This window comes from Campylobacter sp. MIT 21-1684, from assembly GCF_026241315.1.
Taxonomy (GTDB): domain Bacteria; phylum Campylobacterota; class Campylobacteria; order Campylobacterales; family Campylobacteraceae; genus Campylobacter_D.
The window spans coordinates 41264-66625 of record NZ_JAPHNA010000009.1 but is presented as its reverse complement, the minus strand read 5'-3'; the positions used below and the strand labels follow the sequence as shown (position 1 = coordinate 66625).

Sequence of the window (25362 nt, the reverse complement as noted above, 5' to 3'; positions counted from 1 at the left end):
TTCATAGTGAATGTTTAAGAATTTATATTTACACATTAAGCCAATCCCCCCCCCATCAAAAACTCAAATCTTAAAATATTATAAAATAATAATTATTAAAAAATTATTAATAACTAAGAGAGATTGTTTGTTAAGAAATTGTAATAATTTATAAATTATTCGAAGAATATTTAAAAGAATGCTTTTTAAAAACTTTAGAGTGTATTTTTAAGAAATTTTGCTTGTTTCTCAAAGTAAAATTTTTGAAATTATAATTTCAAGCTTAAAATTATAAGTATTTTTTAATCAAACTCGCTAAATTGCTTTTGCAAAACTTCATTTCTTTAATCCTAAACAACTTTTTTTAATGTCATTTTTTATTGAATCACATTTGTTTTTTAATTTTTTCAGCCTTAGTTGCATTTTGAAAAAATTGTATTTTTAACTTAAAACTAAGAAAAATTAAGCTAATATTCAAAATTTAATTTTTATCTTAAAATTCAAGAAAGGAAATAATGTGCCAACCATAAATCAATTGGTCCGAAAAGAGCGAAAAAAAGTTTTAGAAAAATCTAAATCTCCAGCACTTAAAAATTGTCCGCAAAGACGGGGAGTTTGCACAAGAGTTTATACAACAACTCCTAAAAAACCGAATTCTGCCTTGAGAAAGGTTGCTAAAGTGAGACTTACAAGCGGTTTTGAAGTCATCAGCTATATAGGCGGTGAGGGTCATAATCTCCAAGAACATAGTATAGTCTTAGTGCGGGGAGGTAGGGTTAAAGACTTACCGGGTGTGAAGTATCACATTGTCCGCGGTGCTTTAGATACTGCTGGTGTGGCGAAAAGAACTGTATCTCGTTCTAAGTATGGTGCTAAGAAACCAAAAGCTAATGCGGCTAAATAAGGCTTAATACAGACAAATCCTAGTTTTGATTTTGTTTGAGTAAAATTATCAATTTGAAGGAAAAATATGAGAAGAAGAAAAGCTCCGGTAAGGGAAGTCTTACCTGATCCGATTTATGGCAATAAGATCATCACAAAATTTATCAACTCTTTAATGTATGATGGAAAAAAAAGCGTTGCAACGACTATTATGTATGGTGCTTTAGAATTAATCGATAAAAAAGGCGGAGAAAAAAAAGGTATAGATGTTTTTAATGAAGCCATTGAAAATATCAAGCCTATACTAGAAGTAAAATCTCGCCGTGTAGGTGGAGCAACCTATCAAGTACCCGTTGAAGTAAGGCCTGTAAGAGGACAAGCTTTGGCGATTCGTTGGATTATTTCTTTTGCGCGAAAAAGAAGTGAAAGAACGATGATAGAAAAACTTGCTGCTGAACTTTTAGATGCTGCTAATAGCAAAGGTGCTTCTTTTAAGAAAAAAGAGGATACTTACAAAATGGCTGAAGCCAATAAAGCTTTTGCACACTATCGTTGGTAAGAGAGGTTAAAGATGTCAAGAAGTACTCCTTTAAAAAAGGTTAGAAATATAGGAATAGCTGCTCATATTGATGCAGGAAAAACAACGACAAGTGAAAGAATACTTTTTTTTACAGGTATGAGTCATAAAATAGGTGAGGTACACGACGGTGCTGCAACTATGGACTGGATGGAACAAGAAAAAGAAAGAGGCATTACAATCACTTCAGCTGCTACAACTTGTTTTTGGCAAGGATACCAAATCAATCTTATAGACACTCCCGGACACGTTGATTTTACGATAGAAGTTGAGAGGTCTATGCGTGTTTTAGACGGGGCTGTGGCTGTTTTTTGTTCGGTTGGAGGGGTGCAGCCTCAAAGTGAAACCGTTTGGAGACAAGCTAATAAATATGGTGTGCCTCGAATAGTCTTTGTAAATAAAATGGATAGGATTGGTGCGAATTTTTTCAATGTAGAAGAACAAATCCGCACTCGATTAAAAGCCAATCCTGTACCTTTGCAAATTCCTATTGGAGCGGAGGATAGTTTTGAGGGTGTTATTGATCTTATTACAATGAAGGCTTTGGTTTGGGAAGATGATACAAAGCCGACAGATTATGTCGAAAAAGAAATCCCAGCAGACTTGCAAGAAAAAGCAGAGCAGTATCGTGTCAAAATGATAGAAGCAATTAGCGAAACAAGTGATGAGCTTATGGAGAAGTATTTAAGCGGTGAGGAATTAAGCATAGAAGAGATTAGATCTGGAGTGAAGGCAGGATGTCTTAGCTTAAGTTTAATCCCTATGCTTTGTGGAACAGCTTTTAAAAACAAAGGAGTTCAGCCTTTGCTTGATGCAGTTGTAGCCTATCTTCCGGCACCTGATGAGGTGGCAAATATTAAAGGTGAATATGAAGATGGTACTGAAGTTTCTGTAAAATCTACAGATGATGGAGAGTTTGCAGGACTTGCTTTTAAAATAATGACTGATCCTTTCGTAGGACAACTTACTTTTATTCGTGTATATCGCGGAAGTCTTGAGAGTGGTTCATATGCGTATAATTCTACTAAAGAGAAAAAAGAAAGAATAGGTCGTCTTTTGAAAATGCACTCAAATAAAAGAGAGGAGATTAAAGTCCTCTATGCTGGAGAAATAGGAGCTGTTGTAGGTTTAAAAGACACTTTAACAGGAGATACTTTGGCAAGTGAAAAAGATAAAGTTATTTTAGAAAGAATGGACTTTCCTGATCCTGTTATCTCTGTAGCTGTTGAACCAAAAACAAAGGCAGATCAAGAAAAAATGTCTATCGCACTGAATAAACTTGCCCAAGAAGATCCGAGTTTTCGGGTTTCAAGTGATGAGGAAAGTGGGCAGACTATTATTTCGGGTATGGGAGAATTGCATCTTGAAATTATTGTCGATAGAATGTTAAGAGAATTTAAAGTTGAAGCCGAAGTAGGACAGCCTCAAGTGGCTTATCGTGAGACTATTCGAAAAGTAGTTGAACAAGAGTATAAATATGCAAAACAATCGGGTGGTCGTGGTCAATACGGTCATGTATTTTTGAGACTTGAACCTTTAGAGCCCGGTAGCGGTTATGAATTTATCAATGATATTAAAGGTGGGGTTATTCCTAAAGAATACATTCCGGCTGTGGATAAAGGCATACAAGAAGCTTTGCAAAATGGTGTTTTAGCAGGTTATCCTGTGGAAGATGTAAAAGTGAGTGTTTATGATGGAAGTTATCACGAAGTTGATTCTTCTGAAATGGCTTTTAAGCTTGCTGCTTCTATGGGTTTTAAAGAAGGTGCTAGAAAAGCTGGAGCTGTTATTTTAGAACCTATGATGAAGGTTGAAGTTGAAACGCCTGAAGACTATATGGGCGATGTTATAGGTGATTTAAATAAAAGACGTGGACAGGTAAATTCTATGGATGAACGCGGTGGTAATAAAATTATCACAGCATTTTGTCCTTTGGCTGAAATGTTTGGGTACTCTACTGATCTTAGAAGTCAGACTCAGGGTAGGGCGACTTATTCTATGGAGTTTGATCATTATGATGAAGTTCCTAAAAATGTTTCAGAAGAAATTATCAAAAAAAGAAATGGTTAAATTTTTTTGTCCGTTTAACGGACAAATCCTGTCCTCGTAGCTCAGCTGGATAGAGCGCAAAATTCCTAATTTTGAGGTCGTGAGTTCGAATCTCGCCGTGGACACCACTTTAAGGTTTAATTATGCTTCGGTTTTTTTGTATGCTTACTATGCTTTTTTGTTTTCTTCAAGCTGTCAATTTTCTTGATTTTGCAAGTACAAATTCTGGAATTCATAAAGATGCAAATCTAAGCGTTCAAAAAAATGAGAATCCTCAAAGAAGGATTAAAATTCCAACTCATTAAGTTTTTACATTGACTATTTTGTATTTTGCTCAATTTCAGAATGCTTATCGTTACACTAGCGATTCTTTGCTTTTGCTTGATTTTGTTTTAAAACTTGGAGTAAAAGGTGAAGTTTTAGATGTTGGTGCTGGTTGCGGTATAATAGGGATTATGCTCAAATATTATGCTAAAAATATTCATTTATCTTTGCTTGAGATTCAACAAGAAAATATGCTCTTAATCCAACGCAATCTCGAATATAATAACTTAGAAGCAGAGGTGTTTCATAGTGATTTTAAAAATTTTACAGCTAAAAAAAAATTCGATTGTGTAGTTTCTAATCCTCCTTTTTATCAAAAAGGTGTGTTGCAAAGTATGAATAGGCACAAAAATATAAGCAAAAATGAATTTTTTCTCCCTTTGGAAGATTTTCTTGCAAAAGCTAATTTTCACTTGAAATCAAAGGCGAGTTTATACTTTTGCTATGAGGCTTCGGCTTTAACGCGCTTGTGTATGCTTTTGGAAAAACATAAGCTAAAACCTAGTGCGATACGTTTTGTGCATACAAATAAAAATCGTAAGGCTAGATTGATTTTAGTGAAAGCACGAAAAAATGTTGCAAGTCATTGTGAAATTTTGCCTCCTCTTTATGTGTATAAAGGAAATGATTTTAGTCAAGAAATGCAAGAAATTCACTCTAGGTTTAAGGTAAGAAGTTATGATTTTTAAAAAAGGTTTTTCGTATGTTTTCAACGAAAATGCTTGTAAAGATTGTGGTGGCAAATGTTGCACTGGTGAAAGTGGCAATATTTTTATCAATGAGGATGAAATAATACATTTACAAACGCATTTTGGTTTAGAAAAAAAGGAATTTAGGAAAAAATATTTAAGAAAAGTCGATTATAAAATGAGCTTGAAAGAAGTTGAGTTTGAAGATGGCTTTGCTTGTATTTTTTTTAACCAAAAAGAAAGGAATTGTGGAATTTATCCTTTGAGACCTTACCAATGTCGCACTTTTCCTTTTTGGGAATATTTTAAGACGCATAAAGAGGAATTACAGAAAGAATGTATAGGAATTTGCTATTTATCGTAGTATTGCTATTTTTAATATCGTGTGCTAGAAATCAAAGTATTGTATTTGAAAATTACAAAGAACAAAGAAGCAATGCTTTTGATTTGCAAGTGATGAAAGCTTATAATTATGAGTATTTCGGTGAAGCTCTCAAGGCTCGAGATGAATTTTTAAATCTTTTTAAACAGCATAAAATTCTTTATTTCTTGGAAAATGCTTTTATTTTAACCTTAGTGAACGATTTGGACAAAAAAGAAGAGCTTAATACTCTTGTGAAATCTTACAGAAATGAAAGCGATACGCTTAAAAGACTAAGTGCTCTTTATGCTTTAAATTCTTACAATGTAAAAGAAGCTCAAAGGCTTCTTAATGAACTTCTTGAAAAAAAGGATAATGATCCACGAAATTTTGAACTACAAGCTGATATTTTTGTAAGACAGAATCAATTTAAAGAAGCTTTAAAATACTACAAACTTGCTTTTGAACAAATACAAACTGAAGATTTATTATTAAAATTAGTAGGTGTTTATGGACTTTTAGATCAAGTAAAACAGATACAAAATTTGCTTGAAGATTTTCGTAAAGAAAACGGCTGTACTTTAAAAACTTGTGTTTTACTTGCAAAAATTTACAATGATGAACAGAATGTTTCTGGTTTGGAAGAACTTTATAAAGAACTGTATATTTTGACAGGCAATCACGATTTTGCTCTGTCTTTAGTCGAGCTTTTAAATACTCAAGGCAAACAAGAAGAAGCTTTGAAAATAGCTTTAGAATACAATCTTGATGATGAAGTTAAGCTTTATTTGTATCAAAATTTAAAACAATTTGATGAAGCAAAGGTTTTAAGTCTTCGTATGTATCAAAAAGATAAAAGAAAAGAATATCTTTTGCGTGCAGCTATCTTTGAATTTGAGGCTGCACAGAATACAAAGAATGTTACACAACAAGTACTTCATTCTGTGACACAAAAATTCTCATCTGCTATTGAAAGTACAAGCGATCCTCTGTATTTGAATTATTATGGATATTTGTTGATTGATTATGATTTAGATGTTAAAAAAGGTATGAAACTTGTTGGGCTTGCTTTAGCAAAAGATGAAGAAAATTTGTATTATTTGGATTCTTTGGCTTGGGGATATTATAAATTAAAACAATGCGATAAAGCTTTGATGATTTTAGAAAAAACTTTTTTTAATCAAGAATTTGCTAATTCACAAGAAAGCAAGAGTCATATCGAGGCTATTAAACTTTGTTTAGCTAAAGGCAAAGAGTGATTTTAGATACAATTTTTAAAAAAACAAAAGAAGAATTAAAACAAAGAAAAAAGATTCTTCCCTATGATATGCTCGGTCGTTCTTTATCCTCAAATCCCTTTTTTCCAAAAGAGGTTTGCAAAGCTTTAAGAAGACAAAAAAATGAGATGAAGATCATTGCTGAGATAAAGAAAGCAAGTCCAAGCAAGGGTGTTATACGTCAAGATTTTGAACCTTTAAGTATAGCTTTAAATTATGATAAAAACGGCGCTAGTGCCATTTCTGTTTTAACAGAACCACATTTTTTTCAAGGCTCTTTAGAATTTTTAAGCTTTATACGTCGTTACACACAACTTCCATTACTCCGAAAAGATTTTATTTTTGATGAATATCAAATTTTAGAGGCTTTAGTGTATGGTGCTGATTTTATTTTGCTTATTGCACGAATGCTTAGTACAAAAGAATTAAAAAAACTCCTTGAATTCTCTCATCATATAGGACTTGAGTGTTTAGTTGAAATTCACAATAAAGAAGATTTAAGCAAGGCTATTTTTGCTGGAGCCAATATTATAGGAATAAATCATCGCAATTTAAATGATTTTTCTATGGATATGAGTTTATGTGAAAAGCTTATTCCTCAAATTCCAAATTCAAAGATTATTGTTGCTGAAAGTGGTTTAGAAGATAAAGAATTTTTGCACCATTTGCAAGATTTAGGAGTGGATTCTTTTTTAATCGGTGAATATTTTATGCGACAAAGTGATGAAGGAAAAGCTTTGAGGTCTTTGTGTGAGTAAAATGCAGTATTTGTATGCACCTTGGCGGAGTGAATATTTTAAGCAAAAAGGTAAAGAATGCCCTTTTTGTATCTGTGCAAAAGAAACGAAAAATGATGAAGGGCTTGGGGTACTCTTTCGTAGTTCTAAATGTTTTGGCGTGATGAATCGTTTTCCTTACTCTCCGGGGCATTTTATGATTATCCCTTATATACACGAGGAGCATATTGAGAATTTAAATGAACAAACTTGGCAAGAAATGAGTCATTTTGTACGTTTAGGGGTGAGGATTCTTAAAAAAGAGCTTTGTGCAAGTGGGGTGAACATAGGTATGAATTTAAGCACTGATGCGGGTGCTGGGATAGCACCACATTGTCATTATCATCTTGTGCCTCGTTATAAAGGAGACACAAATTTTATTACTACTATAGCACAAACGAGAGTTTATGGTAATGATAGCAAGCAAATGTATGATACATTATCGCAGGCTTTTCGCTCTTTGGCTGGAATTTTTTAAATTCCCAAAGCAAGTTTAAAGCACACGAAAACACCAGCTGATATTAAACCAGCAACAGGCAAAGTAATAACCCATGCCAAGCCTATCGGTTTCATAAGCACCCAATTTGCATTTTTATTATACAAGCCTATTCCTAAAACAGCACCGATGAGTATATGTGTTGAGCTTACAGGAATGCCAAATTGTGTTGCTAAAAGTATTACTATACTTGCACCAAGTTCAGCACTAAATCCTGTTGTGGGATTGATATTTGCAAGTTTTGAGCCAACAGTGGTAATAACTTCTTTCCCTACAAACCATAAACCTATAACTAAAGCTACGCCAAACATAGCTAACGCTGCAAAAGGAACAGGAGCGGTCTTATTGATAGTGCCATTTTTTAATACATCTAAAATAGCAGCAAATGGTCCTATAGCATTGGCAATATCATTTGCTCCATGAGAAAAAGCAAAACTTGAAGCAGTAAAAATTTGAAACCAAGAGAAAATCCTGTTTATAGTTTTATTGGGTTCTGTTTTCTTAACAATATTTACTATAGCAAAGGTTACTACATAAGCAAGTGAGCTTAAAATACCTATAATCCAAAAATTCTGTAAAATATCTAAGACATTTACATTTTTTAAACCCTTGAATAAAAACATCATTGTTATGATGGCAGAAGCTAAAGCAGCAATAATAGGAACATGAGTTTTTAAGAGAGAATAAATATCTATACTTTTTTCTTGTTCTTTAAATTCTTTAATTTTATTTTTATACAAACCATTTTCTTGATCTTCATCATCTAAAACTATAGCAGAGAGTTCTTTAATTTGCTCTTCTTTTGATTTGTTTTTTAAGGAATGAAAGTATTTTTCTTTGAATTTCTTTTTTTCCTCTTTGATGCTTTTGAGTTTTTCACTTGCATTTTCGGTAGGTTTCAGAATCTTTTTATTAATGTAAGAATAAATCAAATACGAAACCACGCCACCTAAAAGCGGTGAGACAATCCAACTAATAGCTATTTTTACAATTCCTTCCCATTTGACCATAGAAAGTGTATCAGTACCATTAAATTGTAAAAGTCCCATCATAAGACTTGCACCTACTATTCCACCGATTATGCTGTGTGTTGTTGATACAGGCAAACCTTTTTTTGTTGCTATAAAAATCCAAACTCCAGAACTTAACAAAGCTGCCAACATAATAGCTACAAAAAGCATAGGATTGAGTTCAATAGGAAAAGAAACTATACCGCTGCGAATAGTCCTTGTTACTTCTGCACCTGCAAAAATAGCTCCACTGAGTTCAAAAACTGCTGCTATAATAAGAGCTTGTTTTATTGTAACTGTTTTTGCTCCAACGCTTGTACCAAAAGAATTTGCAACATCGTTGCCACCTATATTAAAAGCCATAAATATGCCAAAGAGTGAGGCGAGTATAAAAAGTATTAGTCCATTTCCATTAATAAAACTAAAACCCCAAATTATAAAAGCTAAAACACTGATAAGGAAAATACTAAAGGCAATGAGATTGTCTTTTTGCATGGTAAAACCTTTTATTTTTTTATGTTTGTTATTTGAACAAAAATGACCGTAAGAAATAACATTCAATTATAATGAATGAAAATTAAATTTTGCTTGGGATTTAAGTAGTATTTACCTTGAAAGTATGTATCATTTTATTTTTTTACTATTTTAAAAAGTATGGTATAAAGTACTCTTACTATGCCATAAAGAACATAAAGGCTTGCCAAAATAACCAAGCTTTCTAAAGGGTAAAGATAGAAGAATGAAACAATAATCATTAAGATGATTAAAACTTTCAGTACGCTTGAGCGGTTGAAATCAAGTTTTTTAAAACTAGGATAACGTATATTGCTTACCATTAATAATCCTAAAACAGCTTGCAAGATAAGAAAAATCACTCCATAAGACTTTAAAAAATCATAATTTAAGTACGAAAAAGTCCAAATAGCACTTACTATTGCTGCAGTAGGTATAGGAAGTCCTATGAAAACAGAGGGCTCGTAAGTACCTGTTGTAACATTAAATCTTGCTAAACGAATAGCACCAAAAACTACAAAAAAAGCAGCAATAAGAGAACCAAGTTTTCCAAAATGGATTCCTATAGACGTATAAAAAAGTATAGCTGGAGCTACTCCAAAGGCAACTAAATCTGACAAAGAATCAAATTCAACTCCGAACTTAGAAGTCGTTTTTGTAAGTCTGGCAACACGTCCATCAAGCCCATCGCAAAGCAGAGACAGTAAAATATAGACTAATGCTTCTTGATAATTTTTTTCTAAAGAAGCAATGATGGACACCACGCCTAAAAAAGCTGAAGCCGCTGTAAAGAGATTTGGCAAGATATAAATAAGTTGCGGTTTGCTTTGCATATTTTTCCTTTAAGAGAGATAGCCAAGCAAAGTTCCGTACTTAAGTTGATCGCCTCCATTGACAAGTAAGCGAGTGTTTCGAGGTAGAAAAATACTTAAGGAAGAATTGAGAGAAAAGCCTATAATATCTCCTATTGCAAGTTTGGAATTAGCATTAAAATGTATCTTTCTTTGCATTGAACCACCATAAATACAAAGGACAATTTTTTGTTCATTTGTTGTAGCAACAATAGAAAGTCTTTCATTTAAAAACTGCGGGAGTCTATAGCATAAAAAAAGTCCGTGTTTGAAATCAAGTTGCGTGATTTCCATTTCGCAAGGAGCATTTAGGATACCCACATCATAGAAAGCATTTTTGATTTGAAGTTCTATGCAATCACCCAATTCTTTATGAAAAACATTTTCTAACTTTACTATTTTCCCAGATACAGGAGCTATAAGAGCTTTTTTATCAAAATGTGAAAAAGAAAATTGCGGTTTTCGAAATAAAAACAAAAGAAATAATACTATAAAAAAAAGAAAAAAAGAAAAACTATAAAAAATCCAAAACAAAAGAAAGACAGCCAAAGCAATAATTATGCTGTTGTAACCTTCCTTTGCTATATATCTTTTCATCACACTTCTTCTTTAACTTCTTTTCTAGTATCTTCATCAATAATTTGCAAACGACTTGGTAAGCTATTGTCATTTTCAAATTCTTGAATAATCTCTCTGACTTTTGTTCCTTCAATAGTTTCCTCTTCATATAAAGCACTTACCATAGTTTCAATTGCACCTTTATAAAGAGTTAAGGTTTGCTTAACATTTGCATACCTTTCATCTAAGGTTTTTTTAACATAATCATCTAAAGATTCAGCCATTTTTTCAGAATAATCCTTAATAGTTTGTCCGCCATTTAAAAAAGTATTTCTTTGTTTTTCAAGCACCATAAGTCCAGCTATTTCACTCATACCATACATAGAAATCATAGCCTTGATAATGTCTGTGGCACGTTCTAGATCATTGCTTGCCCCTGTTGAAATTTCACCTATAAAAACTTCTTCTGCTGCACGACCGCCTAAAAGCACATCTACTTCTGCTATAAGTTCGTGTTTTTGCATTAAAAATTTATTTTCTTCTGGAGTGTTTAAGGTATAACCAAGTGCAGCTAGTCCCCTAGGAATTACTGAAACCTTGCTTACTTTTTTTGCACCTTTTGTTGTCTCTGCTATCAAAGCGTGACCACATTCGTGATATGTGACTATTCTTTTTTCTTTATCATTGATACGTCGAGATTTTTTCTCAAGTCCTGCAATAGCTCTTTCTACAGCTTCAACAAGATCATTTTGCTCTACATATTTTTTTGAGTCTCTTCCTGCAAGAAGAGCAGCTTCATTAATTATATTTGCCAAATCTGCCCCAGCAAGTCCTGCTGTGAGTCTTGCAATATTTTCAATTTTTACTTCAGGTGAAATTTTCACATCTTTCATATGCACTTTGAGAATTTCACACCTGCCCTTAAAGTCAGGTTTATCAACTAAAACTTGTCTGTCAAAACGTCCGGGTCTTAAAAGTGCAGCATCTAAAACTTCGGGTCTGTTTGTTGCAGCCAAAACAATAACAGGAGAGCTTTCTGTCCCAAAGCCATCCATTTCAGCTAAAAGTTGGTTTAAAGTTTGCTCTCTTTCATCATTTCCGCCCATCATACCACTTGCGGCACGACTTTTACCAATAGCATCAATTTCATCAATAAAAACAATGGCAGGTGCCTCTTTTTTAGCATTTTCAAATAAGTCTCTTACACGACTTGCTCCTACTCCTACAAACATCTCAATAAAACTTGATCCAGAAACACTAAAAAAAGGTACATCAGCTTCTCCAGCAACAGCTTTTGCTAAAAGAGTTTTTCCTGTACCCGGAGGTCCTACAAGTAAAAGTCCTTTTGGAATCTTTGCTCCAAGTTTAATATATCTTTCAGGGAATTTAAGAAAATCTACAATTTCCTTTACCTCTTCTTTTGCCTCTTCAACTCCGGCAACATCATTAAATTTCACTTTAGGTTTTTCTGAATTGACAAGTTTTTTTGAACTCCCTATTCCAAGTATAGAACCCCCCATATTTTTTTGCATACGCGATGCTAAAAGCATCCAAATTCCAAAGAAAATAAAAACAGGCAAAACCCAAGAAAAAAGTATATCAGTGAACCAATTTGTTTCAGAGTATGCTCCATAAGCAATATTTTTACTATCAAGCAGACTTACAAGTTCAGGATCATTCACTTTCTTTGCTGTGTAAATGGTATTGTGTGATGAAGAGACTGCTTTTACAGTGCTTTGTCCTATACTCACTTGAGTAATTTGCCCACTTTCTATCAGTCTTTTAAGTTCTGAATAGGCGATATTTTTACTTGTTTCACTCCCTGTTAAACCACTGCCAAAAGAAGCTCCATTATCAAAAAAACCTTTAAAAATAATCACCATAACAATAGCAAAAATCGCAAATAGAAAAATAGGATTTTTATTAAAAAAATTATTGTTTTGCGGATTGCCTTTAGAATTATTTGGAATATTGTTGTTTTTATTCATTGTTTTCCTTTGTTTGTATAAACTAAACTGATCCATTCATTAACTTGAGTGCTTTCAAGAAGTTCCAGAGTGTTAAATTTTTCTTCCACTCTTTGTTTGTATTTATCTAAAATACCAGAAAGTATAAGTATAGCATTCTCACTTAAACATCTTTTAATATCTTTTTCTAAAATCAAAAGAATATCTGCAGTGATATTAGCGATTATGATATGATATTTTTGTTGAGTTTCATTTATAGAACCTTGCCAAATTCTGTCAAATTCGACTTTGTTAAGTTTTGCGTTTTTTAAAGAACTTGCAACCGCCTCTTCATCTGTATCACATAGTTCAACTTTACAGCCTAATTTTGCCATAGCAATACCTAAAATCCCACTTCCACAGCCGAGATCTAAAACTTTTAATTTTTTTTTTGCAAAACGTTGTAAAAGTTTAAGACAAGAATATGTACTTTCGTGGTGTCCGGAACCAAAAGCTAATGCAGGGTCAATTATTATATTAAGATAATTTTTTTTCGGTTTTTGCCAAGTAGTATGAATGTAAATTGTATCAATAAGGAGAGGTTTTATACTCTTTTTATATTCTTCTATCCAATTTTTATTTTCTTTTTTTTCGAGTGTTTTTTGCAAAATAATACTTTTTTTGTCTTCGTAAAAGTCTTTTTGCCCCAAAAGCTTTTCACTAAAAATATCTAAAGCCCAAGAGAGTTTATCAAGCTTATCATTTGAGCGTACATAAATACCATTATTTTTTTCTTCTACAGCTTGGATACCTAAATCAAAAATAAAATCAAGAAACAGTGTTTTGTATGATTGTTCGACCTCAACAAACAGTTCATAATAATTTTTTCGCATTTTAAATTTCAAAGATGGGTTTATTCGGCTAGAATTTCTCCACTACCGACACCTAAAACATCTTCAAGTTTTTCTTTTAAAACTTGTGGAGTAAAAGGTTTGACTATATAATTATTTACACCGGCTTTTAAAGCAGTGATAACTTCAGCTTTTCCGCCTTCTGTTGTAACCATAATAATTGGCATATCTTCATATTTTTTTTCAGCACGCACTTTTTTAACAAGCTCAAGACCATTCATTTCAGGCATATTCCAGTCGGTTATTAAAACCTTTATATCCTCATTTGCTCCAAGCAAATCCCAGGCTTCAACTCCGTGTTCTGCTTCAAGAACGTCATTATGTCCTAACCTTGCCAAAGTATTTTTAATAATCCTTCTCATAGTAGAACTGTCATCAACAACTAGCAATTTCATAATTTTATCCTTTTTCAAATTTTCAATAATTTACTTTTTATCTTAAATTAATACTGAAATTTTTATGTTGAGAATTATAGCATTTTTTATTTAATCTCTTATAAAATAGTATTATTTTTATATTTAATTGCAAATAAATACATACTAAGGCCTGCTAGAAGTAAGGTAACACCAATTATAAGATAAATAACATAAATCATTTGAGACAGATCGCTTATAGCTAATTTAAATACCAACATTAAAGCTTCTATAGCTAGGGCTATTATAATAGAACCTAAAAATCGTACCATAGTTTTTTGAATTCCATTTGTCTCTTTTTTTATTTTTCCCAGAACCTCTTCTTCTATAATAGTTTTAGCCAAATCAAAAATAGCCAAAGCCAAAGTGATAGCTATTGTACTTTCAAACATCTCTTGAATTCCTATATTAGAACTTCCAAAGAGACCAAAAAGACCTTTTTGAAACAGAAAACAAGTAATTGTGAAAAGTACTAAAGCAAAACAACAATACACGAAACGACTAAATTGCAAAAAGACAAATTCAAAATTCCCAGCTTGAATAAGTTTTAAAATATCTTCAAGTTTAATATCAATACAAACCACAAAAAGCAAAATGTCTTTATCGTTGTAAATTGGCATCGAAGCAGTTACACAGAGTTCATTGTTTAAATTTGAAGGATAAGGATCGCTTAGAATACAACGTCTTAGTTTAACTGCTCTGTAAAAATATGCTCTAGCACTTCTGTCTTCTCCTTCTCCAATTTCATATTCTTTTTTTAAGGCAATGATATTTTCTATTTGTCTTCCCGAAGTATCTAGTATATATAATGCATCAAAAACTGAAATTTCGTGAGCAATTTTATCTAAAGCTGTTTTAATACTTTGAAGATGAATATCAGGTAATTTATTAGGTATATTTTTTGTTAGAATGTAAGTCATATACGCATTCACTTTGTCGCGATTGTCTTCAAATCTTTGTATATCTTTTATAAACATTTTATTTTCCTTTATTGTGTTGAAATTCTGGAACAATTTCTTTTAATACTGTTTCAATTTCTTTTTCATTTTTTAATTGTTGTATTTGAGCATTGAGAATTTGCATATCTATTGTCTCATTTTTTGCAACGAAGATGCTTTCATATTTTGTTTGCACATCGTTTTTATCGATTAAAAGTTCTTCGAAGAGTTTTTCACCGGGGCGCAATCCTGTGATTTTGATTGGTAAATCTTGACGATTTGATAAAACAAGCATTTTTTTAGCCAAATCTAAAATCTTTACCGGTTCTCCCATATCAAGTACAAAAAGCTCTCCACCTTTGGCAATAGCACTTGCTTGTAAAACAAGCTGTACAGCTTCGCTTACAAGCATAAAATACCGTACTATATCAGGATGTGTTACGGTAAGAGCTTTATTAGTTGCGATCTGTTCTTGAAATTTAGGAATGACACTTCCACTAGAACCTAAAACATTTCCAAAACGTACGCAAGCAACTTCAAAATTCGTATCATTACAGCCTAAAGTATAAAGTTCGCACACTCTTTTAGAACAGCCCATAATACTTGTCGGACGTACCGCTTTATCTGTGCTAATCATTACAAATTTTTTTACTCCATTTTTCTTTGCTAAATCTGTGAGAATTTTTGTACCAAAAATATTATTGAGTAGAGCTGAATGTGGATTTTTTTCGCATAAAGGTACATGTTTGTATGCTGCTGCGTGTAAAATTAAATCAGGTTTTGTTCGCCTAAGCAATTCATCTAGAGCTTTTTCGTCTAAAATGCTAAGCATTATTGGGGTAATTTTTTTTGAAAAAGCACTTAATTGTTCATTGATTTTATATAAGTTAAATTCACTATGTTCGACCATTATAAGATGTTGTGCACCAAATTTCATACACTGTTTGCACAATTCACTCCCAATACTCCCACCCGCTCCAGTTACTAAAACAATCTTATTTTTAAGGAACTCAGCTACAGCACTGTCATCTAAGTCTTTAGGTTTTCTTGCTAATAAGTCCTCTATGGTAATATTTCTTGCTTTGTTTCTTGTAAAAGAAAAAATTTTTATATCAGCGATTCCATAGCTCACAAGTTCTTCAAATAAACTTTTTAGCTCTTCTTGTCCGAGTTCTAAAGCAATAATAGCCGTTTTCACTCCATCTTTAACATATTCTTTAATTTTTGTTTTGTTTTCAATTTTGAATTTATCACAATAAGTTCCTAAAAGTTCATTTCTTGCATCAACAACGGCTACAGGAAACAAATGTAAAGAACCCTCTTTAGCTCCTTTTAATAGATGTAAAGCTTTTGAGGTTGCACCTACAACGATACACGGATTTTGACTTTCTTTTGTGAGAGAAGGTCGAAAATCAACTAACATTCTTTTACTTATCCTTAAAGCACCTATAAACATATAAGAAAGGACAAAATCAATTCCCACTACACTTCTTGGAAAAGGATTAAAGAAATCTGCATAAAAAGAGAAAATTATTAAAAAACAGGATTCTGCTAAGACTAAAGCGAAAAAAATTTTTCTTGCTTCACTCAAAGAAAAGAAACGCCAAGCCACTTTATATATTTTCAATACAAAGAAAAAAATAATCTTAAGAACAAGCAAAATAAACCCTGCTTTTAACATACCTTGATAAAAAATATCAGGAATATCTCCACTAAAACGTAAAGAGAATGCTAAAAAAAAAGAGAGACTCAAAAACACTGTATCACAAATTAAGAAAAAAATTAGCCTCCTGCTTTTATAAAAATGGAAATTCATTAGAGATTCTTTCGTATAAGTTCCGAAATTTCAAAGACATCATTTTTGTTTAAGGCTGTACCGCTTGGCAAACAAATGCCTTTTTGAAAAAATAGCTCACTATTGCCATTTACAAAAGCTTTCTCTCCTTGAAAAACTTTTTGTAGATGCATAGCTTTCCATAAAGGTCTTGTTTCAATCTGTTTTGCCTGAAGTGCGGCTATTATTTGTTGTATTTTAGGATGTAAAGTCGGAGTTTTTTGTGAAACTTCTAAGCATTGCCAGTTTGTAGAAAGCTGACTTGAATCAAAATCAACAAGAGCCGTACTCAACCAACGATTTGACCTTGAATTTGGCAATTCATCTAAAAAGGTCAAATGCTGCCCTAAAAATTCTTGATACCATTTATAAATTTGTCTTTTTTGAAACACCCTTTGTTCTAAGACTTCCATTTGGGCTACTCCAATAGCACCCAACACGTTGCTTAGTCTATAATTATACCCATAGTCTAAGTGTTCATAATGCAAACATTTTTCTCTTGCTTGCGTACTATAAAATCTTGCTTTATCTATTGCATCTTTTTCTTGTGCTAAAAGCATACCACCTCCTGAAGTAGTAAGGATTTTATTGCCATTGAAAGAATATACACCAAATTCGCCAAAAGTCCCTAGAGCTTTCTCCTTGTAAAAAGAACCTAAAGCTTCAGCAGCATCTTCAATGAGAATAATGTCATTGTTTTTGCAAATTTGAGTTATTTGTTCCATTTTTGAGGCATTACCGTACAAATGCGTAAGGATAAGAGCTTTTGGTTTTATTTTGCATTTTTTAATAGCAAATTCAAGCAAATTTGGCTCTATATTAAAAGTTTCATCACAATCAAGAAAGATTGGTCTAGCCTTGAGGTAATAAATAGGTGCAACTGAAGCGATAAAAGTGAAAGAAGAGGCTAAAACATAGTCATTTTCTTTCACTCCAGCTACTCTTAAAGCCAAATGCAAAGCTGCAGAAGCCGAATTAAGTGCCAAGACATTAGGGCTTTTGCTGTAAGTTTTGATACTTTCTTCAAAACGAGTAACAAATTCACCTAAAGGTGCTATATAATTGCTTTGAAACACTTCTTTTATGTAGTCTAACTCTTTGCCGCTCATATGTGGTGGAGAAAGAAAAAATTTCATTATACTTCCTTTAATTTTTTTGCAGGAATTCCTACAAAAACTCCTTTTTCTTGTATGTTTTTACTTAACAAAGCCCCGCCGCCTAGAATACTTTCATCTGCTACACTTAAATTTGGCAATACAGCACAATTAATCCCTAAAAAACATAACTTGCCAATTGTAACATTACCTCCGCATTTTGCTCCAACGCTAACGTGAGTAAATTCGCCAACAACGCATTCGTGTTCAATCACGCTTGAGGTATTGAGTATAACCCCTTTTTGTATATGAGCTTTGGCATTTACTACTACATAGGGCATAATCAAAATACCAGAATCGATTTCTATAACAGCACTAGGGCTTATTATAGCACTAGGATGGATAAGATTAACAGTCTTGAAATCATATTGTAAAACTTTTTCGTAAATTTGTTTTCGGATTTTATTTGAACCTATTCCAATAAAAATGTCATATTTTGGTAGGTTTTGTTGAAAAACAGGACCTTTTATATCATCTAAAAAGATGCATTCTTTATATCCTAAAGCATAGGCAACATCAGCACAAACGAACCCGTGCCCACCAGCTCCATAAATATAAATTTTTTCAGTTCTTTCCATTGAATTTTTCCATTGTAGCTTTGCCTTCTTGATGAATCCCTCTTCGTTGTAGTACTTTAAAAGCAGTGAGCAAAAGAATCTTCATATCTAAAGAAAAAGAGAATGTTCTTACATATTCTACATCAAGTTCAAATTTTTTTTTCCACGAGATAGCATTTCTTCCATTGATTTGAGCAAGGCCTGTAATGCCGGGTCGAACAGAATGTCTTAATCTCTGCTCTTTAGTATAAAGAGTAAGGTACTCAGGAAGCAATGGTCTTGGTCCTACAAAACTCATATCTCCTTTTAGTACATTAAAAAGCTGCAAAAGCTCATCTAAACTTAGACTTCGTATAAGCTTTCCAAAAGGATTTAAACGCAATTCATCAGGTAATAATTCCCCTTTTTCATCTCTTTCATCATTCATAGTTTTAAATTTATAAATAGTAAAAATTTTTTCATTTAAGCCGGGTCTTTCTTGTGTAAAAACGATATTTTTTTGCGTACATTTTAAAAGCAAAGCAATGAGTATAATAAGAGGTGAAAAGAAAAGTAAAAGCATAGAGGCAAAACACAGGTCAAAAGTTCTTTTAAGAAACATTTTATACATTTACTTCCTTTCTTAGTGTATCATACAGTGCTAAATACTGTTTTGCGATACCTGTCTCATCATATTGGAGTGCATCTTTTGCAGCATTTTTACCCAAACGAAAGCGTAAGGATTCATCATCTAAAAGTAAGCAAATTTTTTCAGCCAAATCTTTACTTTCTCCTGTTTTTACCCAAAGACCATCAAAAGCATTTGTTATAGCTTCAACACAGCCTTCACAATCACTTACTATTATAGCTTTTCCGCAAGCTTTAGCTTCTAACACACTCAAAGGAAAACCTTCTTTATAGCTTGGCAAAGTAAAAATATCACAATGCCAAAGCAAAGTCGCTATATCTTCTCTTTCACCTAGATATTTTACTTTTCCAGAATGTAAAAATTCTAAATTTGCACAGCTTGGATTCTCATCAACACCGCCAACAAGAACAAAATTAGCTTTCGTTTTTAAGAGTTCAGCTGCCTCATAAAATTCTTTAATTCCCTTATGCCATAAAGCACGAGATACCATTAATACTACAGGTTTTTCATCAAGCATAAATTCAGACCAAAAGGCTTTTTTTGTTTCTTTGGATATTTGCACAGGAAAAAACTTCTTTATGTTGATTCCAACAGTTCGTATTATGCAAATTTTTTCTTCCTTTAAGCCAAGTTTTCGCATAAATTCGGCATTAGAATAATTCACAAAAATCATTTTTTCAACAAAAGTAAAAGTTCTTTTATAGAGAAAATTAATGCAAGTTCGTATGAGTTTTGCTTTCAAAGTGTTTTCTATATAGAAAGAACCTAAACCTTCAACAAGAGCTAATTTGTAAGGAATTTTAACACATTTTGCAGCAAAAATGCCAAAGGTATTGCTTTTGTGTGCTGCACTTTGGAGCAAATCTAAATGTAAATCTTTGAGAATTTTTTTTAAATGAAGAAAATTAGAAAAAACGATAAAAGGATTGATACTTTTACGTTTGAGTGTGTAACAAACTACATTCAAGCCTAAATTTTGGAGTTTTTGTGTGTATTCATCTTGTGGTACTAGAACAAAAACCTCATCTCCTCTTGCTTGTAAAGCTTTTATTATAGGCATTCTAAAATGGTATATACTTGCGCCAGAATGACTTAAAAATCCTATTTTCATATCTTGAGTTTAAAAACCTTTGCGTCTCTTGTGTTACTAACGAGTTCAAATAGATTTTTGTCATACTGTCCAAGAAAAAACATTTGAACAAAAGCACTTTCAAACATAGTTTTATCCATTAAAATAAATTGTACAAAAGGAATGGAATTATCTTGAAGGTAAAAAAGATAGTACTTTGCATTCTCATCTATGGTTGTGATTTTGTATTGACTGTTTTGAATAGAATGAAGTTCTATCAAGCTATGAAGTGAAAAAGTGTCAGTATTAACCTTAAAATTTCGAAAGTCATCATTTAAAATAATTCCGTTGTTAAGTTGGATTTGCCCATTGTTATTTGCTATGGCAAAAGCGGTTGTAAAATAAAAAGAATCCTTGAGTTTTCCATTTTCTAAATCTACATTTGAAAAACTTGCTACGGTTGAGAAAATAAGCGACATTCTTGCTGGCATATATAAATAAACATCACGCGTTTTTTCAGAGTTAATTATAAAATTGTCCTTAGACAAAGAATTTAAAAACAGCTCTATATTCTTATAATTATATTCTTTCATCATAGTTTCAAGCAGGTCATTACTTCTTGTGTAAAAGCTTTTTTCTGTATATTCTACACTCAATCTTGCCATTCTTGCAGCTGCTTTTTGTTCTTTAGAGAGTATGAAGGAAGGAAAGAAATTGTCTTTGCCTAAGTGTTTTCCTCCATCAGCTAGAGTTTTTACATCGCTATAATAACGTATAGGATAGCCATAATCCCACCAAGAAACAACATAATCCTCTCGATTTGCAATGTTTTTTAGTTCTGTTAAAAGAGAGGCTTCGTTGTGAGAAAAAACAGTAGGAGCCTTGTATTCATAAATATGTTTTATACTAAAAAATAAGGAAAAAATAAAAACAGCACCGTTAAAAGCGAAAGACAAAGCCTTATATTTTCGTTTCCATAGAAACATATAACACAAAGCAGCACTCAAAGAAATAATAAAAATGCTTAAAAAGAGAGCATTACCAAAAAAAAGCTGAAAAAATTCTTCACTTATTTGTACATTGTGATGAAAATCGTGCAATATTAAAGCTAAAATTAAAGGCAAAAGAAGACAAGTAAAAGCTATGCCTATGAAAGAGAGTTCTAAATTTTTCAATTGTTTGTAGTTTTGAATTTGTACTTTTTGTAACCAAGCCAAAATAACAAGACTTAAATATCCAAATCCTAAAGCCATTAGAGGTACAGCATAAATAGTAAAACGAAGCCCGCCTTTGAGGGCAAAAAAGCCTAAGATAATCATAGGCAAACTTACAATCATTTCCCGATGTTTTTTTACAAGCAAGAGAAATCCTATGAAAGAGGCTATGAATACAATTTCGCTCCCACTGATTCTTTGCATAAAGATATTTAAAGATATGCTTTCAACCTCTTGAATGGTCTTATTGACATTAAAATAAACAAAACCTTGTGTTATATTAGCACTTTCATCACTTCTGAAAACATAGAATTGAAGCTGGTATAAAATAGGATCTATACCGCCACTTAAAGCTAGAAAAATAAAAGTAGCAAAACCTAAAAGACTTAAAGTAACAAAGGTGAAATGTTTTTTTTGAAAAGTAAAGAGAGCAAACAAGAGTGTTATAATAGCGCTTTGATAAAACCAAGCTATATTTGAAAGCGTAATTGAAGCAAAAAGAATAGCCATATACAAAATTTTTTCTTTGCGATGAAAAAGCACAATATACAGAAAAAAAAGTACTAAAAATGCCACATTGAGGGAGTAACTTGATGGATACCACCATAAATAAAGTCCTACAAACAAAGGAAAAAGAAGTAAAGAGAGTAAATCTTTTTTAAGCAAAAGCCGAATCATAAGAAAAACTATCATCATAGCAAAAACAATAACAAGCATATCAGTATCATAATACCCTGTCATCGTGCGGTTGTAATAGCTGTTTGCTATACTTGCTAAGAGTGCTGCATAAAAACCCATTGAAAGTTTTTTGAATTCATTGGCAAGTAAAAGCAAAGGAATAACAACTAAAGAGGAAAAAAAAGTGCTCATATATAAAATAAGCGTTTCAAATTGTATAGAAGATATATTTGAGAGCCAATAGGTAAGCGTTGAAAGCGAAGAACCATAATAGCTTAAGTCATTTTCTTGATGAAAACCTGCTATCATATCTCTAGCTCCTTCAGCAAAGGCATAGCCATCATTTGAAATAATCATTAATTCATTATTAAAAAAATACTCATCAAATTGACTTGCCCAAATAACCCAATATAAACGACATACTACACTGAAAATGAAAGCAAAGAGTATCAAAGCAATGAGGGTATTGTTTTTAGAAAATTTATAAAGCATTGTTTATCCTAATAAATACTTGAAAGCATTACGAGCAATTTTGATTTTATCAAAATCACTTGCTCTGTCTTTGGCTTTTTTTTGATAAGTTTTTCTTAGACTCTCATCTTCAAGAAAGAGTTTTAAACCATCAAACATAGAATTTTCATCTCCAACCTCAACTAATAATCCAAATTCATCATCTCCAAAAAGTTCTTTTGCACCACTTTTGTGTTCAGTACAAACGACAGCACAACCACAAGCAAGACTTTCTATTAAGACATTAGAGAAACCTTCAAAAAGTGAAGCAAAGGCAAAGAATTCGCATTTACTCATATATTTATAAGGATTACTATCAAAACCTAAGAGCAAGACTTTTTCTTTTAAATCAAGTTGAGCTATTAGATTTTCAAGTTCTTTATGTAATTCTCCTTCGCCTAAGATTACAAGTTTGACTTCAGTTTTAAGTCTGGCATATGCACGTATAAGCAAAGAATGATTTTTGCCTTTATCTAAACGACCAACACTAAGTATAAATTTATCTTTTAAAGCAATACTCTCACTAGTAAGAAAATGGATATTTTCTAAATCTATAGCATTATAAAGCAGATCACATTTATCAACTTTAATCTTAAAATTATTCACAAGATCTTCAAGATTGCCTTTAGCATTTGTTAAAATTAAATCAGCATACGGGTAAAGAGAGCGTATTAAAAATTTATTGGCTAAAGAAGTAAAAGTGTTTTTTTGATACATTAAACTTGGCGTTGTACATTCGTTGATTACAAGTCGTGTTTTTGCTCCAAAAAGCTTGGCAAGTAAAGCTATGTAATTTGGGCGGTTTAAAAAAACAAATTCGACATTGATATCTAAACTTTGGCATAATTTTTTATATTTAAGGGCTAGAAAAGGCAGTTTAATGAATTTTAATAAAGAATTTTCATTTGGTTTTGAACGTTCTAGAAAATGAAGAGTGCAACCATTGAGTGTATAAGAAAATTTCTCATTCATTACAATAAGATGTACTTCAAATTTCATACTTAAAAGAGGCAGTAAGGTTGCCACAACCCTTTCAGCTCCTCCACTTCCTAAAGAATAAATAAACACAGCTAATTTTTGCATAAAGCCACCCGAATTCGAGATAAAAATACTATCATTTTACTTGGCATTATACTTAAAATAAGTAAGAGTAAAGCCGGAAGGTTGCAATGGATACGAAGAGACTTGAAAAGACAATGATACAATCCTTTATATTCTTTAGCAAATTTAGCATAGTATGCTGCCATTTTATAATTTTTTGCGCATTCTTGTGCATAGGCTTGATCATTTTGTAATTCATCTTCTAAAAGCTTTGCCATTTGTAAATATCCTAAATAGACACGTTTTGCATTTTTTACCGCTGCTAAAGTAACGCTGTCGCTTTGATGAAAACGGTACACGCGCAAAGCCTTATGTATATAAAAGCTCTTTTTTTTATATAAATGAACCCATAAGGTAGCTTCATTGCCATACAATTCATCATTAAAACGTGCATTTGCAAGTAGCGATTTTTTAAAAACAGAAAAAAATTCTCCATAGAATCTTCCCATTAAAAAATCTTTTTTTGTAATTTCACTATCACTGTGCAAACCTTTACCGCTTAATTCATTACTTAAGATATTGTTGCGCTCTAAAAGGCAATTTCCAAAACAATGTTCATATCCTTCATCTACTTTCTTTAAGAGCGTGCTTAAGGCACCGGGTAAAAGTTCATCATCATCATCTAAAAAACTTATAAATTCAGCATTTGCATAATCTAAACCGTTGTTTTTGTTTCCATTTGGTCCTTGTTTGTAACGCGTATTAACAACATAGCGAATTCTGCTGTCTTCTTTTTGGAGCTCAAGAACTTTTTGCTTTGTTTCATCATTTGAATTGTCATCACTAATGATGAGTTCTAAGTCTTTAAAATCTTGTTGTAAAACACTTTTAATAGCTTTTTGTAACAAAAAAGGTCGCTTGAAAGTTGGGATAATTACAGAGAGTTTAGCCATTTTGCAACTCCTTGATCAATTTAAGCCATTGTTTTGTGATGAAAGGGAGTTCATAATCCTTACATCTTAAACTTGCATTTTGTACTAACTTCTGTCTTAAATTTTCATCGTTTAAGAGCTTGCTTAGTTTTTGTGCCAAATCTTTTTCATTACCACATTCGCACAAGAGTCCGTCGAAATTATCTTGTATTAAATCTTTAGCCCCACTATGATAAGTGCTTGAAATTCTACATACTTTAAAATATAAACTCTCTATTAAAACCGTTGGCAAACCTTCTATAAAAGAGCAAAGACAAAGTATTTTTGCTTTTTTATAAAATTTTTCAATACTTTCAACCTGACCCAAGAGTTTGACTGAAATGCCTAAATTTTGTATGTTTTTTTCAAGTTCTGCTCGCAATATTCCTTCTCCTGCTATACAAAATTCATATTTTTCCTGCAAATCTTTTTCAAGTTCTGCTACAGCTTTAACAAACATTAAAGGATTTTTGTTTGAATCTAAACGACCGACAAAAAGAACAAGATTTTCTTTCTCAAAGTCTGAATTTGGTGAAATAGTAGCACTAAAATGACATGGATTAGCAAGAAGAACAACCTTTTTTACAAAATGTTCATAATAGCTTTTATCATCGTTTGTAAGCACAGTCAAAGCTGAACAATAAGGATATGTTCTCTTTCGTAAAAATCTCCAAAAAAAAGAACGAAGATAGCTTTCATTACTATGTTCGCTAATAATTAAAGGTGTTTTTAATCCTCTTGTAGCAAAAATACAAGCTATATTTGTTGTATCTAAAAAAGAAATAAAAACATCACTTGGTGTTTGCTTTAAAATCTTTCTTAATGCGTAATATTTTTTACAACGGCTCACGATTTTATTATACAGCGAAGTAAAATCAAATTGCGGCAGGGTTTTGAGAGTAATTTCTTTTTCTAAGGGATAAAAAGAGTCTTGAGCGTGAAATTTAATGATACAAATTTGATGTTCTTTACAGAGCGCATTTGCTAAACTTACAAGCACTCTTTCAGCTCCTCCTGCATTTAAAGTAGCTATAATAAAACTTATTCTCATCGTTTTTGCTCTTTCAATTGACCACGAATTAAACGAAATACTCTATCGCAATGCTGTATTGTACTTAAACGATGGGCTATGATAATCATGGTTTTATCGTGTGCA

24 protein-coding genes, 1 tRNA gene and 2 pseudogenes are annotated in these 25362 nt (G+C 32.2%); 10 read left to right on the top strand and 17 right to left on the bottom strand.

Annotated elements, in window-relative coordinates; all coding sequences use genetic code 11:
- Positions 1–496 precede the first annotated feature (496 nt).
- From rpsL to OQH62_RS05000, 10 genes are all read left to right on the top strand, one after another.
- Positions 497–883, top strand: coding sequence for a 30S ribosomal protein S12 (gene rpsL, locus OQH62_RS05045; RefSeq protein ID WP_266014700.1), 387 nt, complete (start codon positions 497–499; stop codon positions 881–883).
- A 66-nt stretch (positions 884–949) separates the two neighbouring features.
- Positions 950–1420, top strand: a complete 471-nt coding sequence (rpsG, locus tag OQH62_RS05040; RefSeq protein WP_266014698.1) for a 30S ribosomal protein S7 — start codon at positions 950–952, stop codon at positions 1418–1420.
- Between the two features lie 12 nt (positions 1421–1432).
- Positions 1433–3508 (top strand): elongation factor G, encoded by a 2076-nt coding sequence (fusA, locus tag OQH62_RS05035; RefSeq protein WP_266014695.1) that lies wholly within the window; start codon positions 1433–1435, stop codon positions 3506–3508.
- A 30-nt stretch (positions 3509–3538) separates the two neighbouring features.
- Positions 3539–3615, top strand: a tRNA-Arg gene (locus OQH62_RS05030).
- A 15-nt stretch (positions 3616–3630) separates the two neighbouring features.
- Positions 3631–3792, top strand: a complete 162-nt coding sequence (locus tag OQH62_RS05025) for a hypothetical protein (protein ID WP_266014692.1) — start codon at positions 3631–3633, stop codon at positions 3790–3792.
- 9 nt (positions 3793–3801) lie between these two features.
- Entirely contained in the window at positions 3802–4500 is a 699-nt protein-coding gene (locus OQH62_RS05020) for a tRNA1(Val) (adenine(37)-N6)-methyltransferase (protein WP_266014689.1), read from the top strand.
- Positions 4490–4864 (top strand): YkgJ family cysteine cluster protein, encoded by a 375-nt coding sequence (locus tag OQH62_RS05015; RefSeq protein ID WP_266014686.1) that lies wholly within the window; start codon positions 4490–4492, stop codon positions 4862–4864. The genes OQH62_RS05020 and OQH62_RS05015 overlap by 11 nt, the downstream gene beginning before the upstream one ends.
- Positions 4837–6120, top strand: coding sequence for a tetratricopeptide repeat protein (locus tag OQH62_RS05010; RefSeq protein ID WP_266014683.1), 1284 nt, complete (start codon positions 4837–4839; stop codon positions 6118–6120). The genes OQH62_RS05015 and OQH62_RS05010 overlap by 28 nt, the downstream gene beginning before the upstream one ends.
- The gene (trpC, locus tag OQH62_RS05005) at positions 6117–6896 is read left to right on the top strand and encodes an indole-3-glycerol phosphate synthase TrpC (protein ID WP_266014680.1); all 780 of its coding nucleotides are present in this window, start codon (positions 6117–6119) and stop codon (positions 6894–6896) included. Before OQH62_RS05010 ends, trpC begins: the two co-directional genes overlap by 4 nt.
- Before the next feature lies 1 nt (position 6897).
- Entirely contained in the window at positions 6898–7392 is a 495-nt protein-coding gene (locus OQH62_RS05000; RefSeq protein ID WP_266014706.1) for an HIT family protein, read from the top strand.
- Here the strand turns inward: OQH62_RS05000 and OQH62_RS04995 are convergent.
- The 17 genes and pseudogenes from OQH62_RS04995 to OQH62_RS04920 all read right to left on the bottom strand — a co-directional run bounded on the left by OQH62_RS04995 (position 7389) and on the right by OQH62_RS04920 (position 25257).
- Positions 7389–8915, bottom strand: coding sequence for an inorganic phosphate transporter (locus OQH62_RS04995; protein WP_266014677.1), 1527 nt, complete (start codon positions 8913–8915; stop codon positions 7389–7391). The genes OQH62_RS05000 and OQH62_RS04995 overlap by 4 nt on opposite strands.
- Positions 8916–9049: 134 nt before the next feature.
- The gene (pssA, locus tag OQH62_RS04990; RefSeq protein WP_266014674.1) at positions 9050–9766 is read right to left on the bottom strand and encodes a CDP-diacylglycerol--serine O-phosphatidyltransferase; all 717 of its coding nucleotides are present in this window, start codon (positions 9764–9766) and stop codon (positions 9050–9052) included.
- A gap of 9 nt (positions 9767–9775) precedes the next feature.
- Entirely contained in the window at positions 9776–10381 is a 606-nt protein-coding gene (locus tag OQH62_RS04985; protein ID WP_266014670.1) for a phosphatidylserine decarboxylase, read from the bottom strand.
- Complete coding sequence (gene ftsH, locus OQH62_RS04980; RefSeq protein WP_266014667.1) at positions 10381–12330, bottom strand: ATP-dependent zinc metalloprotease FtsH; 1950 nt, start codon at positions 12328–12330, stop codon at positions 10381–10383. The genes OQH62_RS04985 and ftsH overlap by 1 nt, the downstream gene beginning before the upstream one ends.
- Positions 12327–13181: a 50S ribosomal protein L11 methyltransferase gene (locus tag OQH62_RS04975; protein WP_266014664.1), complete on the bottom strand. Its 855-nt coding sequence runs from the start codon at positions 13179–13181 to the stop codon at positions 12327–12329. The genes ftsH and OQH62_RS04975 overlap by 4 nt, the downstream gene beginning before the upstream one ends.
- A gap of 20 nt (positions 13182–13201) precedes the next feature.
- Positions 13202–13594: a chemotaxis response regulator CheY gene (locus tag OQH62_RS04970; RefSeq protein ID WP_266014661.1), complete on the bottom strand. Its 393-nt coding sequence runs from the start codon at positions 13592–13594 to the stop codon at positions 13202–13204.
- Positions 13595–13692: 98 nt separating this feature from the next.
- Positions 13693–14589 carry a PDC sensor domain-containing protein gene (locus OQH62_RS04965; protein WP_266014658.1) on the bottom strand — a complete coding sequence of 299 codons (897 nt, stop codon included), beginning with the start codon at positions 14587–14589 and terminating at the stop codon, positions 13693–13695.
- A 1-nt stretch (position 14590) separates the two neighbouring features.
- Positions 14591–16366 carry a UDP-N-acetylglucosamine 4,6-dehydratase family protein gene (locus OQH62_RS04960; RefSeq protein ID WP_266014656.1) on the bottom strand — a complete coding sequence of 592 codons (1776 nt, stop codon included), beginning with the start codon at positions 16364–16366 and terminating at the stop codon, positions 14591–14593.
- Positions 16366–17520 carry a DegT/DnrJ/EryC1/StrS family aminotransferase gene (locus tag OQH62_RS04955; protein ID WP_266014653.1) on the bottom strand — a complete coding sequence of 385 codons (1155 nt, stop codon included), beginning with the start codon at positions 17518–17520 and terminating at the stop codon, positions 16366–16368. Before OQH62_RS04955 ends, OQH62_RS04960 begins: the two co-directional genes overlap by 1 nt.
- Complete coding sequence (locus OQH62_RS04950; protein ID WP_266014650.1) at positions 17520–18116, bottom strand: acetyltransferase; 597 nt, start codon at positions 18114–18116, stop codon at positions 17520–17522. Before OQH62_RS04950 ends, OQH62_RS04955 begins: the two co-directional genes overlap by 1 nt.
- On the bottom strand, positions 18103–18705 hold the full coding sequence (locus tag OQH62_RS04945; RefSeq protein WP_266014647.1) for a sugar transferase: 603 nt from the start codon (positions 18703–18705) through the stop codon (positions 18103–18105). Before OQH62_RS04945 ends, OQH62_RS04950 begins: the two co-directional genes overlap by 14 nt.
- Positions 18698–19834 (bottom strand): glycosyltransferase family 4 protein, encoded by a 1137-nt coding sequence (locus OQH62_RS04940; protein WP_266014644.1) that lies wholly within the window; start codon positions 19832–19834, stop codon positions 18698–18700. Before OQH62_RS04940 ends, OQH62_RS04945 begins: the two co-directional genes overlap by 8 nt.
- Positions 19831–20184, bottom strand: a pseudogene (locus tag OQH62_RS08820) (peptide-binding protein); the annotation flags it as partial. The pseudogene OQH62_RS08820 and the gene OQH62_RS04940, both read right to left, overlap by 4 nt.
- A pseudogene (locus OQH62_RS04935) lies at positions 20170–22176 on the bottom strand (STT3 domain-containing protein); the annotation flags it as partial. The pseudogenes OQH62_RS04935 and OQH62_RS08820, both read right to left, overlap by 15 nt.
- A gap of 3 nt (positions 22177–22179) precedes the next feature.
- Positions 22180–23277 carry a glycosyltransferase gene (locus OQH62_RS04930; protein ID WP_266014638.1) on the bottom strand — a complete coding sequence of 366 codons (1098 nt, stop codon included), beginning with the start codon at positions 23275–23277 and terminating at the stop codon, positions 22180–22182.
- Positions 23265–24188, bottom strand: coding sequence for a glycosyltransferase family 2 protein (locus OQH62_RS04925; RefSeq protein WP_266014635.1), 924 nt, complete (start codon positions 24186–24188; stop codon positions 23265–23267). The genes OQH62_RS04930 and OQH62_RS04925 overlap by 13 nt, the downstream gene beginning before the upstream one ends.
- Positions 24181–25257, bottom strand: coding sequence for a glycosyltransferase (locus OQH62_RS04920; RefSeq protein ID WP_266014631.1), 1077 nt, complete (start codon positions 25255–25257; stop codon positions 24181–24183). The genes OQH62_RS04925 and OQH62_RS04920 overlap by 8 nt, the downstream gene beginning before the upstream one ends.
- Positions 25258–25362: the final 105 nt, after the last annotated feature.

Bases quoted from the DNA above. Each gene is read 5' to 3' on its own strand.
- rpsG (WP_266014698.1), top strand. From the start codon at position 950: ATGAGAAGAAGAAAAGCTCCGGTAAGGGAAGTCTTACCTGATCCGATT.
- fusA (WP_266014695.1), top strand. From the start codon at position 1,433: ATGTCAAGAAGTACTCCTTTAAAAAAGGTTAGAAATATAGGAATAGCT.
- OQH62_RS05025 (WP_266014692.1), top strand. From the start codon at position 3,631: ATGCTTCGGTTTTTTTGTATGCTTACTATGCTTTTTTGTTTTCTTCAA.
- OQH62_RS05015 (WP_266014686.1), top strand. From the start codon at position 4,490: ATGATTTTTAAAAAAGGTTTTTCGTATGTTTTCAACGAAAATGCTTGT.
- OQH62_RS05010 (WP_266014683.1), top strand. From the start codon at position 4,837: ATGTATAGGAATTTGCTATTTATCGTAGTATTGCTATTTTTAATATCG.
- OQH62_RS05000 (WP_266014706.1), top strand. From the start codon at position 6,898: ATGCAGTATTTGTATGCACCTTGGCGGAGTGAATATTTTAAGCAAAAA.
- OQH62_RS04995 (WP_266014677.1), bottom strand. From the start codon at position 8,915: ATGCAAAAAGACAATCTCATTGCCTTTAGTATTTTCCTTATCAGTGTT.
- pssA (WP_266014674.1), bottom strand. From the start codon at position 9,766: ATGCAAAGCAAACCGCAACTTATTTATATCTTGCCAAATCTCTTTACA.
- OQH62_RS04985 (WP_266014670.1), bottom strand. From the start codon at position 10,381: ATGAAAAGATATATAGCAAAGGAAGGTTACAACAGCATAATTATTGCT.
- ftsH (WP_266014667.1), bottom strand. From the start codon at position 12,330: ATGAATAAAAACAACAATATTCCAAATAATTCTAAAGGCAATCCGCAA.
- OQH62_RS04975 (WP_266014664.1), bottom strand. From the start codon at position 13,181: ATGCGAAAAAATTATTATGAACTGTTTGTTGAGGTCGAACAATCATAC.
- OQH62_RS04970 (WP_266014661.1), bottom strand. From the start codon at position 13,594: ATGAAATTGCTAGTTGTTGATGACAGTTCTACTATGAGAAGGATTATT.
- OQH62_RS04965 (WP_266014658.1), bottom strand. From the start codon at position 14,589: ATGTTTATAAAAGATATACAAAGATTTGAAGACAATCGCGACAAAGTG.
- OQH62_RS04960 (WP_266014656.1), bottom strand. From the start codon at position 16,366: ATGAATTTCCATTTTTATAAAAGCAGGAGGCTAATTTTTTTCTTAATT.
- OQH62_RS04955 (WP_266014653.1), bottom strand. From the start codon at position 17,520: ATGAAATTTTTTCTTTCTCCACCACATATGAGCGGCAAAGAGTTAGAC.
- OQH62_RS04950 (WP_266014650.1), bottom strand. From the start codon at position 18,116: ATGGAAAGAACTGAAAAAATTTATATTTATGGAGCTGGTGGGCACGGG.
- OQH62_RS04945 (WP_266014647.1), bottom strand. From the start codon at position 18,705: ATGTATAAAATGTTTCTTAAAAGAACTTTTGACCTGTGTTTTGCCTCT.
- OQH62_RS04940 (WP_266014644.1), bottom strand. From the start codon at position 19,834: ATGAAAATAGGATTTTTAAGTCATTCTGGCGCAAGTATATACCATTTT.
- OQH62_RS04930 (WP_266014638.1), bottom strand. From the start codon at position 23,277: ATGCAAAAATTAGCTGTGTTTATTTATTCTTTAGGAAGTGGAGGAGCT.
- OQH62_RS04925 (WP_266014635.1), bottom strand. From the start codon at position 24,188: ATGGCTAAACTCTCTGTAATTATCCCAACTTTCAAGCGACCTTTTTTG.
- OQH62_RS04920 (WP_266014631.1), bottom strand. From the start codon at position 25,257: ATGAGAATAAGTTTTATTATAGCTACTTTAAATGCAGGAGGAGCTGAA.